The sequence below is a fragment of the Flavobacterium azizsancarii genome, from assembly GCF_027980145.1.
GTDB lineage: Bacteria > Bacteroidota > Bacteroidia > Flavobacteriales > Flavobacteriaceae > Flavobacterium > Flavobacterium azizsancarii.
The window spans coordinates 1-16,039 of record NZ_JAMZNK010000030.1; the positions used below are offsets into that span (position 1 = coordinate 1).

The window sequence follows — 16,039 nt, forward strand, 5'->3', positions numbered from 1 at the left end:
CCCAAAAGATACAAAAAAAAGAGTAGAAAACTTTTAGCTTCTACTCCTTTAATTAACAATTATTCCTGAAAAGGACTTTTTCAGTGCCCTCATTTATTTAGTCCGGCTTTTTTTGTTTTAATATTTTCTTGTCCTCACTTAGATTTACAAGATCACTCAAGAATTTATATTTAAAGCTTATACCAGAAGAGTGTGTTTTTTTTTAAGTTCATTTGCATATTTTGTCATCTCGACAAAGGAGAGATCACAAAAGAAACTAGACAAAGATTGGCGAATATTTGAACGGAAATACTACCGTGATCTCTCCTTCGTCGAGATGACAAAGAATGTGGTTACTTTCTGTAAAATAAAGACACTATAAGTCTTTTTAATCCTTAAAATCTGTAACTAAAAACTCAGCTCTAAACTTCATAAAAAAAATCCCCGAATAATTATATTATCCGGGGATTTCAATAAAAATCTAATTTTACTATTTTTTATTTATAATAGGAAAGTTTCTTGCGCGCATTAAAGCGTCAGACTTAGGAGCTCTTCCTCTAAAGTTTTCATAAGCTTTCTCCTGATCAATAGTATTTCCTACACTAAAAATATCATCATAAAGTCGTTTTGCAACTTCTTTATCATAAGGTCCTTTTCCTTCTGTAAAAGCCTCATAAGCATCTGCATTAATAACATCTGCCCATAAATAGCTATAGTATCCGGCAGCATATCCATCTCCAGAGAAAATATGTCCGAATTGAGGAATTCTATGACGCATTACAATTTCTGATGGCATATGAAGCGCATCTAAAGTCTCTTTTTCGAATTTATGAGGATCAATAGTTTCTGTTGCCAAGTGAAGTTTCATATCAATTAATGAACTTGAAATTGTTTCTACAGTTGAGAAACCTTCATTAAAATTAGCCGCTTTTTCAATTCTGTCTACCAAAGATTGTGGCAAAGGTTGATTTGTTTTGTAATGCAAAGCAAACTTATTCAATACCTCAGGAGTAGCCAACCAGTGCTCTAACAATTGTGACGGAAACTCTACATAATCTCTCGCAACATTAGTTCCTGATAAACTAGGATACGTTACATTAGAACATAAACCATGAAGCGCATGTCCAAATTCATGAAACAAAGTTGTAGCGTCTTCCCAGGAAATTAAAACTGGCTCATTTGCAGTACCTTTTATAAAATTACAGTTATTAGATACGATAGTAAGAACTTCGCCATCCATTTTTTGCTGATCACGGTAAGCATTCATCCATGCACCAGAACGCTTTCCTGCGCGTGCATAAGGATCAAAATACCACAATCCTACAACTTTACCTGTAATCTTATTACTTACCTCCCAAACACGTACATCTGGATGATATACAGGAACGTTTGTAATTTGTTTGAAACTTAAATTAAACAATTCACCGGCAACCCAAAACATACCTTCACGTAAGTTTTCTAATTGCAAATAAGGCTTCACTTCGTTTTGATCTAAATCGTATTTTGCTTTTCTAACTTTTTCAGCATAGAAACGATAATCCCAAGGCTGAATTTTAAATTTACCACCTTCAGCATCTACAATTTTCTGCATTTCGGCAACATCCTGATGCACTTTTTCTACAGCAGGCTCCCATACTGACAACATTAAATCTAATGTTTTCTTAGGATCTTTTGCCATTTTGTTAGACAAACTCCAATCAGCAAAAGTAGGAAAACCTAATAATTTTGCTTTTTCAGTACGCAATTGCAAAATAGTAACAAGAGTTGAATTGTTATCATTTGCATTACCATTATCACCACGTTTCACGAAAATATCAAATGCTTTTTCTCTTAAATCCCTACGAGTAGAAAAAGTCAAAAATGGCTCAATAGACGAACGTGTATTTGCAACACATCCCATAACATCTAATTTTCTGCTTTTTGCCTCAGCAATTGCTGCATTTTTTACTTCAGCCGGCAAACCATCAAAATCACTTTCTACGTTTAATGCTACATATTGATTGTGCTCTTCTGCTAATAAATTTTGACTAAATTTCGTAAAAAGACTTGCCAGTTCCTGATTGATCTTAGCAACTTTTTCTTTGTCTTTTTCATTCAATTTAGCACCTTCACGAACAAAATCAGTATAATACAACCAAATTAAACGTTGCTGCTCGCTCGTTAGTTTCTTGCTTTCTTTTGAGTTGTACAAAGTTTCTATTCTGGTAAATAGTTTTTTGTTTTGTAAAACTTTGTCATTGAACGCAGATAATTTTGGAGACATTTCTGTTTCTACAGCATCGAATTCCGGAGTGCTTAATGTAGAACCATAAATCCCGTAAACAGTATAAATTCGAGACATTGTTTTACCTGAGCGCTCTAAAGCCGCAATCGTATTATCAAAAGTTGGTGCTTTTGTACTATTTGCAATAGCATCAACCTCGTTTAGTTTTTCCTGAATCGCAAATTGAAGCGCAGGCTTAAAATCCGATACTTTGTACTCATTAAATGCAGGAACTCCTCCGTAAGGTCCTGTCCATTTTTTAAGCAATGGATTGTTGGAATTAGTTTGTGCGTTTGCCGCAAATAAAGTTGTTCCCATGAGAAAAATTGTCATTAATTTTTTCATTATCATTAATTTGATTTTTAATAGAATATTGTTCCAAATGTAACTAAAAATCAGCATTCGAAAGAAAATTTTAACTTTCAAATCAACCTCAAATCCAAGTTTAATTTAAAGCTATCCTTTAGAAGTTATATAGAAATAGTTTAAATTTGGCACATCATTTACCACTCACATGTTTAAAACCCGAAAAGAAATTGTTTTTGTAGTTCTGGCAGGCATCTTTATCACTAATGCTGTTGTCGCTGAACTTATTGGCGGAAAATTAATTCAAGTTGGCCCGTTTGTAATGAGTATTGGTATTTTGCCCTGGCCGGTAGTTTTTTTAACTACGGATTTGATCAATGAATATTTTGGAGAAAAAGGTGTTAAAAAATTATCTTTTATAACAGCCTGTTTAATAGCATACGCTTTTTTAATATTGTTTATGGCTATTGTAATTCCAGCCGCAAAAGGAATTAGTCCTGTAAATGACGAACAATTTCAAGCCGTATTCGGACAAAGTATGTGGATCATTATTGGTAGTTTGATTGCATTTATGGTATCTCAGCTAATCGATGTCTGGATATTTTGGTTCTTTAAACGACGTACCGGAGAAAGAAAAATATGGCTTAGAACCACAGGATCAACTGTAATCTCGCAATTATTTGATTCTTTTATTGTTCTTGGTATTGCATTTTGGTTACCGGGAAAAATTAATTTTGACACCTTTCTTTCGTCAGCTTTAATTGGATATATTTTTAAATTATCAATAGCCATCTTATTGACTCCGCTAATTTATGCAGGACATCATATGATTAAAAAATATCTCGAAAAAGACAATGTTTCAGAGCAAAAAGAAGATGTTAACGAATGAAAAAAGAAAATATAATCTTACTATCAATTTTACTATCATTAAGCATTTTTAGCTGTAATAAAAATGATCGGGAGAAATTACTAAAATCTACCAGCACAATTTCCGAAAAGATAAAAGACATATCAAAAAATACAGTAGAAACGATAACGGCAGTTAAAGATTCTATTGCAAAAACGATATTGCCAAACAAAATAAAAAATGATAAAAGTATTACCGGAGAAGCCAGCATTACAAAAGACAGTACAGAAATAGGAACATTAAACAATGAAAAGATAAGAGGCTTTAGCTACTTTAGAAAACTACTTTCGACTTGTAAAACAGGTGAAACATTAACCCAAAAAGAATTAATCGAAAATCATAACATTCCAAAAGAAGGTGTTAAACTGATAAAAAGCATTACGAAAACTGCTGAAGATGAAATTGACATCAAATGGAAATCTACCTGGTTCATTGAAAAAGTATCAGACGCCAAGTTCACGGATGCCAGAATGAAAATCAAATTCGAAGCTAATAAAATGTATACATCAGGAAAAGCAATCGGAATTAAATACAATAAAAAGATCTATAATGATCTAATCATCATAGGAACTTCGGCATATATTCCTTCTGTAAAAGGGTATCATTGGAAAATAGGAAAATAATGGAAAAGGAAAATTTAATTCGATGCGGCTGGTGTTCTTCCAGCGATTTATACAAAAAATACCATGACGAAGAATGGGGCATTCCTGTTTATGATGATGCATCTTTATTCGAATTTCTAATTCTGGAAACTTTTCAAGCCGGATTAAGCTGGATCACTATTTTAAACAAAAGGGAAAATTTCAGGGTAGCTTTTGATCGTTTCGATTATAAAAAAATAGCCAATTATACTGAAGAAAAAATCGAGTCCTTATTGCAAGACTCCGGGATTATTCGAAATAAACTTAAAATTCGTGCAACCATTTCAAATGCACATGCTTTTATGAAAGTGCAAGACGAATTTGGGAGTTTCTCTGATTATATTTGGAAATTCACGAACGGAAAACCTATCAATAACAATCCAAAATCCCTAAAAGACGTTCCGGCCACTACTCCACTTTCAGACGAGATCAGTAAAGATTTAAAAAAACGAGGTTTTAAATTCGTAGGTTCAACCGTGATTTACGCACATATGCAAGCCACCGGAATGGTCAATGATCATATTGAAGATTGCTTTACCCGAAAGGAAAAATAGCCTCATTCACAGTCTCCATTTTTAGTTTTTCAAAAACTTGAAACCTGAAAATTGAAACTTTTAAACAAAATTACATATATTTGCTTCAGACTTTAGGGGTGTCTACAACTTGTAGGCTGAGATTTTACCCTCTGAACCTGATCTAGTTCATACTAGCGTAGGGAAAAGTAAGATGACTTCTGCGCGCATTTTTATGCGTAATTGTAGCCATTCCTAAGGTACCTATTCACTGTAGTGAATTTTTACGGTAACCTAAAAACTTAAGGAATGGAACTAAAAATCAACCAACAAATCAAACAATTCAATGCTGAATCGTTAAGCGTTCAGTCATTGCTCGATCTCGAAATTCCACACAAACAAAACGGAATCGCCGTTGCCATTAATAATACCGTTGTTCCAAAAACCAATTGGAACCAACATCTTGTACGCGAAACTGACGAAATTCTTATTATTTCAGCAACGCAGGGAGGATAAAATTAAAATCCCAATTCAATTCCGATAACCATCGGGACCAAATTCCAAATTCCAATTGACATACATAACGTAGACGCACTGCTGTGCGCCTCTACGGAAAACCTGAAACCTTAAACAAGAAAAACTTTTAAACTTCTCCATATGACTAACGAAGAAAAAATTTCCAGAACTCCTTTTCCAAACTCCAAAAAAATATATGTAAAAGGTGAAATTCACCCAATAGAAGTTGCCATGCGCGAAGTTATTCTTAGCGATACAAAACTCTCTAATGGCGGAATCGAAAAAAATCCACCAGTAACTATTTACGATACTTCTGGCCCATACACAGATCCAAACATCGAAATTGATATTCGAAAAGGATTACCACGCTTACGCGAAAGTTGGATCCTGAATAGAAATGACGTAGAAATTCTAAATGAAATATCTTCAGATTACGGTCAAACCAGATTGAAAGATGAAAGTTTAGATCACCTTAGATTCGAATATTTACATCAGCCAAAAAAAGCAAAAAATGGCGCGAACGTTACCCAATTGTATTACGCAAAACAGGGCATTATAACTCCGGAAATGGAATATATCGCCATTCGCGAAAACCAACGCATCGAACTTTTGAACGAGCAGACTAAAGCGATGAAATGCCAACACAGCGGACATAGCTTTGGTGCAAATACTCCAAAAAGTAAAATCACTCCGGAATTTGTTCGCAGCGAAGTTGCTTGCGGAAGAGCGATTATCCCAAACAACATCAACCATCCCGAAAGTGAACCCATGATTGTTGGACGTAATTTTCTGGTAAAGATAAATGCCAATATCGGGAATAGTGCTGTAACTTCAAGCATCGAGGAAGAAGTCGAAAAAGCTGTTTGGGCTTGCCGTTGGGGCGCAGACACGATTATGGATTTATCTACGGGAAAAAATATTCATGAAACCCGAGAATGGATTATACGTAATTCACCGGTTCCAATTGGTACGGTTCCTATTTATCAAGCTTTAGAAAAAGTAAAAGGAATCGCCGAAGATTTAACCTGGGAAGTTTTCCGAGATACTTTAATCGAACAGGCAGAACAAGGCGTTTCGTATTTCACTATTCATGCCGGAGTTTTATTGCGCTATATACATTTAACTGCTGATCGTGTTACCGGAATCGTTTCTCGTGGCGGATCAATCATGGCAAAATGGTGTTTATTTCATCATAAAGAAAACTTTTTATATACCCATTTCGAAGAAATCTGCGAAATCATGAAACAATATGATGTCGCTTTTTCTTTGGGCGATGGTTTGCGTCCGGGCTCTATTGCAGATGCTAACGATGCTGCACAATTTGCCGAATTAGAAACATTGGGAGAACTGACAAAAATCGCATGGAAACATGATGTTCAGGTTTTTATTGAAGGTCCTGGTCACGTACCAATGCACATGATCAAAGAAAACATGGACAAACAATTAGAACATTGCCATGAAGCTCCGTTTTATACTTTAGGCCCTTTAACTACTGATATTGCCCCAGGTTACGATCATATTACATCTGCCATTGGAGCTGCAATGATTGGCTGGTATGGTTGCGCAATGTTGTGCTATGTCACGCCAAAAGAACATCTGGGCTTACCCAACAAAAAAGATGTAAAAGATGGCGTGATCACTTATAAAATATCTGCTCATGCTGCTGATTTAGCCAAAGGTCATCCGGGAGCACAATATCGTGATAACGCCTTGAGTAAAGCACGTTTCGAATTTCGTTGGGAAGATCAGTTTAATCTATCCTTAGATCCAGATACAGCCAGAGAATTTCATGATGAAACTCTTCCTGCTGATGGTGCAAAAGTGGCTCATTTCTGCTCAATGTGCGGACCTAAATTCTGTTCTATGAAAATATCTCAGGAAATACGCGATGTCGCTGCTGCCGAAAAAGGGATGCAGGAGAAATCAGAAGAGTTTATTGAGCAAGGGAAAGAAATTTATATTTAGGAAGAGAGAATTGATTAGAGAGAAAAGAATAAAGAAAATAGAACAAAGAGAATAGATTAGAGAGAATAGAACAAAGAGAAAAGAATAAAGACTATGATTGTAATTACAAATCCTTCTGCTATTGCAAATGAAATCAGCATTATAGATTCTTTGTTTGAAGAAGGATTGTCTTTGCTTCATGTTAGGAAACCTTATTTTTCTGAGATTGAGATGGCGGAATTTATCCATCAGATAAAACTTGACTTTCGTTCTAATCTAGTTTTGCACAATCATCACCAATTAGCTGAAAATTTTGAAATTTACAGGGTACACTTTTCTGAAAAAGAAAGGAAAAATAATTTAACAATGAGTCATAACAGAAGGACATCTTCGACATCAACACATTCCATAGAAGATTTCAATGCCTTGGAAGAGAATTTTGATTACGCTTTTCTAAGTCCTGTTTTTACAAGTATTTCTAAAGAGAACTACCATCCAGGAGAAAACCTTTTTGAAGCTTTAAAATCACGAAAAAATCATCAAACTAAAGTTGTCGCTTTAGGCGGAATTGATTCTGAAAATATTCAAAAAACACTTGAAAATGGTTTTGATGATGTTGCACTTTTAGGAAGTATCTGGAATAACGAAAATCCAATAAAACAATTCAAATTATGTCAAAAAATCGCCCATTCGTAGTCAGTATAGCAGGTTTTGACCCAACTGGTGGCGCAGGTGTTTTGGCAGATATCAAAACATTTGAACAGCATGAGGTTACTGGATTTGCCATTATAACAGGCAATACCATCCAGACTGAAAATGAATTTCATGCTATTGAATGGACAGATTTAAACTTTGTAATTCGTTCGATTGATACTTTATTTCAAAACTATAAAATTGCAACTGTAAAAATTGGGATTGTTCCCTCATTACATTATCTGAACCAAATTCTTTCGAGAATAAAAACACTTTCTCCCGACGTTAAAATTGTTTGGGATCCGGTTTTAAAATCGACTACAAAATTCGAATTCATGAATATGGAAGATCAACTGGATTTAAATACAATTTTATCCAAAATAGATTTGATCACTCCTAATTATAATGAAATCGAAGTTTTATTTCCAGGTTTTATTCCAGATCATCTTGGATTGCAAAATGAAATTCAAACAAACATTTTATTAAAAGGCGGACACAATCTTTCTGAAATTGGAACTGACCGTTTATTCCTGAAAAATGAAGTTGTTGATTTACTGCCTTCTGACAATAACTGTTTTGAAAAACATGGTTCCGGTTGTGTATTATCATCAGCAATTTCCGCCAATCTGGCATTGAATCAAAATATAAAAGAGGCCTGCAAAAATGCCAAAACCTATATCGAAAAATACCTGAGTTCAACTTCAACTTTAATCGGATATCATTATGTACCATAAACTGCAATACATTTCACAAGGAAAAACAATCGAAGAACAATTGTATAATATTCATCAGGCACTTGACGCAGGATGCGATTGGATGCAAATGCGATTCAAAGATCAAACTGCCAAAGATACTTTTGCTTTAGCTGAAGCTGTAAAATTTTTATGCGACGAATATCTGGCGAATTTCATTGTAAACGACAATCTTTATCTCGCTCAGCAAATTGCCGCTGACGGGGTACATTTAGGATTATCAGACATGAAAATCGATGAAGCAAGAGCAATTTTAGGCAATACGAAAATTATTGGCGCAACTGCAAATACATTTGAAGACATTGAAAATCACGTCAAAAATGGTTGCGATTATATTGGATTGGGACCTTTTCGATTTACTAATACTAAAGAAAAATTAAGTCCAATTTTAGGTCTGTCAGGTTATCACGAAATTCTTCAAAGACTAATAACCAATAAAATACAGATTCCTGTTTATGCCATTGGAGGAATTACTTTAGAAGATATAAATCCCTTAATGGAAACCGGAATTCATGGTATTGCAGTATCAGGAATGATCACCAATAGCAATCAAAAAAAGAAATTAATTCAACAACTAAACGAAAAGTTATATGCAAACGTCATTGTTTAAAATTGGAGATAAAACCTTAACCTCCCGCCTGTTTTTAGGAACCGGGAAATTTGGTTCTAATCGTGAAATGGAAGAAGCCATTTTAGCATCAGGAAGTGAATTAGTTACCGTTGCTCTAAAACGCATCGATTTAGAAACTGAAACCGATGCTATTTTATCGCATCTACAACATCCAAACATTCATTTATTACCTAATACATCTGGTGCAAGAAATGCAAAAGAAGCTGTTTTTGCCGCTCAATTAGCCAGAGAAGCTTTAGAAACAAATTGGCTGAAACTAGAAATTCATCCGGATCCAAAATACTTAATGCCGGACCCAATTGAAACGCTGAAAGCAACAGAAGAATTGGCTAAACTTGGCTTTTTTGTTTTACCATACATACATGCTGATCCTGTTTTGTGCAAACACTTAGAGAACGCAGGAACTTCGGCCGTGATGCCGCTAGGTTCACCAATTGGAAGCAATAAAGGTTTGAAAACTATCGATTTTCTAGAAATTATTATCGAACAAAGCAATGTTCCTGTAATTATAGATGCCGGAATTGGTGCACCGTCTGATGCTGCAAAAGCAATGGAAATTGGTGCCGATGCTGTTTTGGTCAATACTGCAATTGCCGTCGCCGGAAATCCAAAATTAATGGCAGAAGCTTTTAAGGAGGCTGTCATTGCTGGTAGAAAAGCTTTTGAAGCTAAAATCGCTAATCAGCAGAATTATGCGGTTGCTTCTAGTCCTTTGATATCTTTTCTTTATGATTAAAATATTTAACCGCAAAGTTCGCAAGGTTTTTTCGCAAAGGCCGCCAAGCTTTGCGGACTTTTTAATCAGACGTAAAAAAGACAAAGCTTAGCGGCCTTTGCGTAATTCTTAGCGCTCTTTGCGGTAAAAAAAATCAATCCAATGAATACCTTTAAAGCCATTTTTCAGCAATACGATTGGGATTCCATTCAATCAAAAATATACCAGACTACATCAAAAGATGTAGAACGTTCTTTGTCTAAAACCAAACGCAATCTCAATGATTTTCTAGTTTTAATTTCTCCTGCTGCTCAAAATTATTTGGAGCAAATGGCTCAAGAATGCCATGAAATTACTAAAAAACGTTTCGGCAGAACCATTCAAATGTATGCGCCACTTTATCTAAGCAATGAATGCCAGAACATTTGCACATATTGCGGTTTTAGTTTAGACAATAAAATCAAACGAAAAACACTTTTAGATTCTGAAATAAAACTCGAAGTCGAAGCTTTAAAAAGTCTTGGCTTTGATCATGTTTTATTGGTAACCGGCGAAGCAAATTACACCGTAAATATTAATTATTTTCTGAATGCAATTGCCTTAATAAGAGAGCAATTTTCGATTATTTCGGTTGAAGTTCAGCCACTTTCAACCGAAGATTATGAACGTTTGCATGACGCCGGCGTGTATTCGGTTTTAGTGTATCAGGAAACCTATCATCAGGAAGTATACAAAAAATACCATACTAAAGGCAAAAAATCAAATTTCGATTATAGATTAGAAACTCCTGATAGAATTGGAACTGCAGGAATTCATAAAATAGGTTTAGGTGTTTTATTAGGTTTGGAAGACTGGCGTACCGATAGTTTCTTTAATGCTTTACATCTCGATTATCTTCAAAAGAAATATTGGCAGACCAAATATTCGGTTTCTTTTCCGAGACTTCGTCCGGCTGAAGGCATTATTGAACCTAACTTTATTATGGATGATAAAGATCTAACACAGCTTATTTGTGCGTATCGTTTGTGGAATGAAGATCTTGAAATTTCAATTTCGACAAGAGAAAATGAGAAATTCAGAAACAACATTATTCCAATTGGGGTAACGAGTATGAGCGCAGGATCTAAAACAAATCCAGGTGGTTATGTGGTTGATCAGCAATCTCTGGAACAATTTGAAATCAGCGATGAACGTTCCGCCAGAGAAATTGCACAAATTATAACAAACACAGGTTACGAACCTGTTTGGAAAGATTGGGACAAAATATACAGTCATAAAGTCGAAAGTTATAAAGTCTTAGAGTAAAATACTTTACTTTGATTCCGGCCTTTCTCTTGGACTTTTGATCTTCGACTTTACACTTTAAGACTTAAATTAAATGAGCATTATACAAGAATTTTTACGTTACAACAGACAAACAATCTTACCTGAAATTGGAGACGAAGGCCAGGAAAAACTGAAAAAAGCAAAAGTTTTGGTTATTGGCGCCGGTGGTTTGGGTTGTCCCATCTTGCAATATATAGCCACAGCTGGTGTCGGTTTTATTGGAATTATGGATTATGATACAATTGAAATTCACAATTTACACCGACAGATTTTATATACTGAAAAAGAAATTGGTCAGCAAAAAACTCTTGTTGCTACAGAAGTGGTTTCAAAACTAAATCCCTTAATAGAAGTACTCGCAATAACTGAAAAACTAACGATTGAAAATGCCAATCAAATTATTCAACAGTATGATATTGTTGTAGACGGTTCAGATAATTTTGCAACACGTTATTTAGTAAACGATACTTGTGTTACTTTGCAAAAACCATTGGTTTACGGGAGTATTTTAAAATTTGAAGGTCAGATTGCCGTTTTTAATCATAACGGAAGTAAAAATCTGCGTGACATATTTCCTGAAATGCCGGATCCAAAGGATGTTCCAAATTGCAATTTAAATGGTGTTTTGGGTACTTTGCCGGGAATTATAGGAACAATGATGGCGCACGAAACCCTAAAGTTAATTTTGGATCTACCTACTTTAAAAAATGAATTAGTACTTTTTAATACGCTGAATTATAGTTTTACAAAATTGAATTTTTAAAAAAAAATATATTTACAATAGAGTATAAATTACACTCCTTTATTTTTCTAAAATAGACATAAACTCTTCACGATCGATTTCCCGACAACCTAAACTCTCTAAATGTGGATTATAAACCTGACAATCTAAAAGTTTATAATTCTCTTTTTTTAAATAATTTGCCAAAGCTATAAAAGCAACTTTCGAAGCATTTGATACTTTCGAGAACATACTTTCGCCACAAAATACATGACCCAGATCGATTCCGTACAAACCTCCTACCAAAACCTCATCTTGCCAAACCTCAACAGATTTTGCAATTCCCTGCTGATTCAGTTTACAATAAGCATCGATCATTTCGTTTGAAATCCATGTTCCGTCCTGACCATCACGTTTTATGTTTTGGCAATTTGAAATCACAGCTTCAAAGTTTTGATTAAAAGTAATTTTAAACTGATTTCGATTCAGGATATTACGCATGCTTTTAGACACAATTAATTCATCTAAAAATAAAACCATTCTGGGATCCGGAGACCACCAAAGTATTGGATCTCCTTCATTAAACCAGGGGAAAATTCCACTTTTGTAAGCTAACTTCAATCGTTCCGGATCTAAATCGCCGCCAATGGCAAGAATACCTTCTTCATCGGCTTCTGAAACCGGGGGAAAAAACAAATCGTTTAATACGTAATACATCTTTTAAAATAAAAATTCCAATCCTGAGGCTTCGGGATAAATTCCAAATTACAAACACCTGACTTCTACAATCTTGTCATTTCGACGAAGGAGAAATCACACTAGCTGGTCAACAACAATTGTCTGTATTCTTTGACGAGTTTTGTGTGTGATTTCTCCCTTCGGTCGAAATGACATAAAATGCGTTGAGTTTCTAATACAAAAAATTCCAAACTCCAATTGCATATTTATGAATTGGAATTTGGAATTTGACTTTCTGACTTTAAACCTTTTTAGAAAGGTAAATCGTCCGGTTCGTCTTCGTTTAAGTTTGTAGCCGGAGCAAAAGTCTCTGCTGTAGGCATTGCCGGAGTCTGTCCAGGACCTTCTGGCGCTACTCTTTCGATTCTCCAACCTTGAATACTATTGAAATATCTGGTTTCTCCTTGTGGATTAACCCATTCTCTTCCTCTTAAATTGATAGAAACTTTTACTGCCTCACCTTGTTTGTAGCTACTTAATAAATCGCATTTATCTTGTGTAAATTCGATCAAAATATGCTGTGGATACTGCTCATCTGTGGTAACAACCAACTCTCTTTTTTTGAATGCAGCACTAACTTGTTGCTCTGGGTTCACCACTTTTACTTTTCCTGTAACTTCCATCTTCTTCTATATTAATTATTGTTTCTTTTCTATTTTTTTTGCTAAAAGCACTTTCCATGCCGATGAAATATCATCGTTATTCAAATATTTTTTAGCTTCTAAATGTAGCTTTTCCTGATCGTCGGAACTTAATACTCCTTTGACCGAAAAGTTTTCTTTCACAAATATACTAACTTCTTCTGTTGTAGGCAAGGCTTCAATGTTACCTAATTTCCCGAGATCATTTCCGTCAAAAACGGTGCTTTTCCTGATATAATTCGGGATTACATCTACTCCAACGCCTAATGTTGTCAAGGGTTTTGGGACTTCAAAAAGTCCCGCATTAGATCTTGAATACCAATTACTTCCTAATCTCGAAACCAGGTCTATTTTATGTTGATCGATAGCACCATTTTCATCTAAAACAGCTTCGTGAATATGAATTTTCACCACTTCACAAAGAATCAAATTCCCTGCTCCGCCCTGATCTCCTAACGGAATAATCTGCGTGACTTTGCACTCAAACTGCACGGGAGACTCTTTTACACGATACGGTTTTACAAAATCTGACGGAATTTGTGTTAATCCGGCTTTGATAAATTCGTTTACTCCTTCTCCATATTCAGTACTGGCTAATGATGTTTGCTGTACCATATCATAATTGACTACATTGATTACCACTTCGCGAGTTGCTTCGGCATTGATCAAAGTATGTTTTATGGTATTATCACGAACACGACGCGCTGGCGAAAAAACCAAAATTGGCGGATTGGCACTGAACACATTAAAAAAACTAAAAGGCGACAAATTCGGGATTCCTTTTGTACTTATTGTACTTGCAAAAGCAATAGGCCTTGGCCCAACTGCACTTTGCAGATAACCTTGCAGTTTTACCGTTGTAATTTCTTTAGGATCGATGCTAATCATAGAATTTTTCTTTTTAACCGAATCTCATTTCCGCAACTGCAAAAGTATAGAAATCGTTTCTGCCAAAGAAATAGTTTTAGATTTAAAAACAAAAAATCTTTAGAGGCTTACAAAATATTAAATGTGTTTATTTCGTTATATTTATACCTCAAAAAATATTTTATGTCTTTTTCCGAAAGAAGAAATACAACCCGGTGGATTATTGTTTTCATTTCCTTTTTAATCATTTCTTTGATTCTCTGGAACACTTATACTTTTTTTCAAATTTTTAAAAACGAAGAAAGACTTAAGATGAACCTTTGGGCCAATGCTCAAAAAACATTAGTGAATGCGGATGAGAATACTGATCTGGATTTACCTCTTGATATTTTAAACAACAATACATCTGTTCCTGTTATGCTCACGATGTACGACAAGGTGATTAGTTCTGTGAATGTTCCTGAAGAAATCCTTGCAGACAAAAAGAAATCTATGTCGTATTTAAAAAATCTAAAGAATGAAAACGAACCTATCATTATTGAATATGCTCCCGGAAAACATCAGCGAGTTTATTATGGAAATTCGGCTTTAATCAATAAGCTTAAATATTATCCGGTTGCGTTATTGCTGATTATATTTTTATTTGGTGCTTTAATTTATAACTTTTATAAAAGCACTAAAATGGCCACTCAAAACAAACTTTGGGCAGGAATGGCAAAAGAAACAGCGCACCAGATTGGGACGCCTTTATCTTCTTTAATAGGCTGGGTTGAGATTTTAAAGACTGAAGACATTGATCCATCCATAACAACAGAGATCGAAAAAGATATTGAACGTTTGCAGACTATCACAGATCGTTTTTCTAAAATTGGTTCTGTTCCTGTCTTAGAAGAACATGATATTATTGCCGAAACCCTGAATACTTATGAATATTTGCAATCTCGTTTTTCTAAACAAGTTGCTTTTTCTTATCACGGTTCAAAAGAACCAATATTAGTGATGATAAATCCAACATTGCACAGTTGGACGATCGAAAATTTAGTAAAAAATGCCATTGATGCCATGAAGGGAAAGGGAACCCTGGATCTTCAAATCGAACAGGATGCGCATCATGTAAAAATAAATGTAAAAGATTCCGGAACCGGAATTCCGAAGAGTCAATTCAAATCGATTTTTGAACCTGGTTTTACCACTAAAAAACGCGGCTGGGGATTAGGGCTTTCCTTAACCAAACGAATTGTTGAAGAATACCATGCCGGAAAAATAAAAGTGCTACATTCTGAAATTGGAAAAGGAACTACTTTTCAAATTTCATTAAATAAAAAAGTGCAGTAAAACAATTTACTGCACTTTTCCTATTTTTACTTTGTCAAATCAAGTAGATCCGAAACCCTTTATGTTCAATCAGGACTTGGCTTCGACTTCGCTCAGCCTGACATCCGTCAAAACAAAAATCTTACACTTACAAATTTGCCTGAATACTTTTAGCCAAAGCTTCAAATTCTTCTTTAGAAAGTGATACTTTATTATGAAAACGCATTTCATCCATTTCGTTTAACGGAATCAAATGAACGTGCGCATGGGGAACTTCTAATCCTACAACTGCCATACCTACTCTTTTGCAAGGAACGGTTTTCTCTATAGCAATTGCAATTTTCTTAGAAAACTTCATTAATCCTAAATACAACTCATCATCCATATCAAAAATCTTATCGATTTCTTGTTTTGGAATGCACAGCGTATGTCCTTTAGCATTTGGGTTTACATCTAAAAAAGCCAAATAATTATCGTCTTCAGCAATTTTATATGCAGGAATTTCTCCGTTTACTATTTTGGTAAATATGCTCATTGCGTAATCGTTAATTTGGTAAATCGTTTAATCGGTTA

At 34.9% G+C, this 16,039-nt stretch carries 17 protein-coding genes and 1 riboswitch; of the genes, 12 read left to right on the plus strand and 5 right to left on the minus strand.

Annotated elements, in window-relative coordinates:
• Positions 1-469: 469 nt before the first annotated feature.
• Positions 470-2,587: a M3 family metallopeptidase gene (locus NJT12_RS16350; RefSeq protein ID WP_414655399.1), complete on the minus strand. Its 2,118-nt coding sequence runs from the start codon at positions 2,585-2,587 to the stop codon at positions 470-472.
• A 169-nt stretch (positions 2,588-2,756) separates the two neighbouring features.
• Between NJT12_RS16350 and NJT12_RS16355 the strand changes: the two genes are divergently transcribed.
• The 11 genes from NJT12_RS16355 (at position 2,757) to NJT12_RS16405 (ending at position 11,948) form a co-directional block, all read left to right on the plus strand.
• Complete coding sequence (locus tag NJT12_RS16355) at positions 2,757-3,437, plus strand: queuosine precursor transporter (protein ID WP_271337004.1); 681 nt, start codon at positions 2,757-2,759, stop codon at positions 3,435-3,437.
• Complete coding sequence (locus NJT12_RS16360) at positions 3,434-4,078, plus strand: hypothetical protein (protein ID WP_271337005.1); 645 nt, start codon at positions 3,434-3,436, stop codon at positions 4,076-4,078. Before NJT12_RS16355 ends, NJT12_RS16360 begins: the two co-directional genes overlap by 4 nt.
• The gene (locus NJT12_RS16365) at positions 4,078-4,650 is read left to right on the plus strand and encodes a DNA-3-methyladenine glycosylase I (RefSeq protein WP_271337006.1); all 573 of its coding nucleotides are present in this window, start codon (positions 4,078-4,080) and stop codon (positions 4,648-4,650) included. The genes NJT12_RS16360 and NJT12_RS16365 overlap by 1 nt, the downstream gene beginning before the upstream one ends.
• 84 nt (positions 4,651-4,734) lie before the next feature.
• Positions 4,735-4,831: riboswitch (TPP riboswitch) on the plus strand.
• A gap of 86 nt (positions 4,832-4,917) precedes the next feature.
• A complete protein-coding gene (gene thiS / locus NJT12_RS16370; protein WP_271337007.1) occupies positions 4,918-5,124 on the plus strand; it encodes a sulfur carrier protein ThiS in 207 nt (68 codons plus the stop codon).
• Positions 5,125-5,265: 141 nt separating this feature from the next.
• Positions 5,266-7,089: a phosphomethylpyrimidine synthase ThiC gene (thiC, locus tag NJT12_RS16375; protein ID WP_271337008.1), complete on the plus strand. Its 1,824-nt coding sequence runs from the start codon at positions 5,266-5,268 to the stop codon at positions 7,087-7,089.
• A 93-nt stretch (positions 7,090-7,182) separates the two neighbouring features.
• Entirely contained in the window at positions 7,183-7,764 is a 582-nt protein-coding gene (locus tag NJT12_RS16380) for a thiamine phosphate synthase (protein WP_271337009.1), read from the plus strand.
• Positions 7,740-8,495 carry a hydroxymethylpyrimidine/phosphomethylpyrimidine kinase gene (locus NJT12_RS16385; RefSeq protein WP_271337010.1) on the plus strand — a complete coding sequence of 252 codons (756 nt, stop codon included), beginning with the start codon at positions 7,740-7,742 and terminating at the stop codon, positions 8,493-8,495. Before NJT12_RS16380 ends, NJT12_RS16385 begins: the two co-directional genes overlap by 25 nt.
• Positions 8,485-9,123, plus strand: coding sequence for a thiamine phosphate synthase (locus NJT12_RS16390; RefSeq protein WP_271337011.1), 639 nt, complete (start codon positions 8,485-8,487; stop codon positions 9,121-9,123). The genes NJT12_RS16385 and NJT12_RS16390 overlap by 11 nt, the downstream gene beginning before the upstream one ends.
• Positions 9,104-9,880 (plus strand): thiazole synthase, encoded by a 777-nt coding sequence (locus NJT12_RS16395; protein ID WP_271337012.1) that lies wholly within the window; start codon positions 9,104-9,106, stop codon positions 9,878-9,880. Before NJT12_RS16390 ends, NJT12_RS16395 begins: the two co-directional genes overlap by 20 nt.
• Positions 9,881-10,021: 141 nt before the next feature.
• A complete protein-coding gene (thiH, locus tag NJT12_RS16400; protein ID WP_271337013.1) occupies positions 10,022-11,164 on the plus strand; it encodes a 2-iminoacetate synthase ThiH in 1,143 nt (380 codons plus the stop codon).
• A 73-nt stretch (positions 11,165-11,237) separates the two neighbouring features.
• Positions 11,238-11,948 (plus strand): HesA/MoeB/ThiF family protein, encoded by a 711-nt coding sequence (locus tag NJT12_RS16405; protein WP_271337014.1) that lies wholly within the window; start codon positions 11,238-11,240, stop codon positions 11,946-11,948.
• A gap of 39 nt (positions 11,949-11,987) precedes the next feature.
• On the opposite strand, the gene aat is transcribed toward NJT12_RS16405, so the two are convergent.
• The 3 genes from aat to NJT12_RS16420 form a co-directional block, all read right to left on the minus strand.
• The gene (gene aat / locus NJT12_RS16410) at positions 11,988-12,623 is read right to left on the minus strand and encodes a leucyl/phenylalanyl-tRNA--protein transferase (RefSeq protein ID WP_271337015.1); all 636 of its coding nucleotides are present in this window, start codon (positions 12,621-12,623) and stop codon (positions 11,988-11,990) included.
• 272 nt (positions 12,624-12,895) lie between these two features.
• Entirely contained in the window at positions 12,896-13,267 is a 372-nt protein-coding gene (locus tag NJT12_RS16415; RefSeq protein WP_271337016.1) for a DUF3127 domain-containing protein, read from the minus strand.
• Positions 13,268-13,282: 15 nt separating this feature from the next.
• Positions 13,283-14,173, minus strand: a complete 891-nt coding sequence (locus tag NJT12_RS16420) for a flavin reductase family protein (RefSeq protein ID WP_271337017.1) — start codon at positions 14,171-14,173, stop codon at positions 13,283-13,285.
• A 162-nt stretch (positions 14,174-14,335) separates the two neighbouring features.
• On the opposite strand from NJT12_RS16420, the gene NJT12_RS16425 reads away from it, so the two are divergent.
• Entirely contained in the window at positions 14,336-15,487 is a 1,152-nt protein-coding gene (locus NJT12_RS16425) for a sensor histidine kinase (protein WP_271337018.1), read from the plus strand.
• Positions 15,488-15,614: 127 nt separating this feature from the next.
• Here NJT12_RS16425 and NJT12_RS16430 read toward each other — a convergent pair whose 3' ends face one another.
• Positions 15,615-16,001, minus strand: a complete 387-nt coding sequence (locus NJT12_RS16430) for an HIT family protein (RefSeq protein ID WP_271337019.1) — start codon at positions 15,999-16,001, stop codon at positions 15,615-15,617.
• Positions 16,002-16,039: the final 38 nt, after the last annotated feature.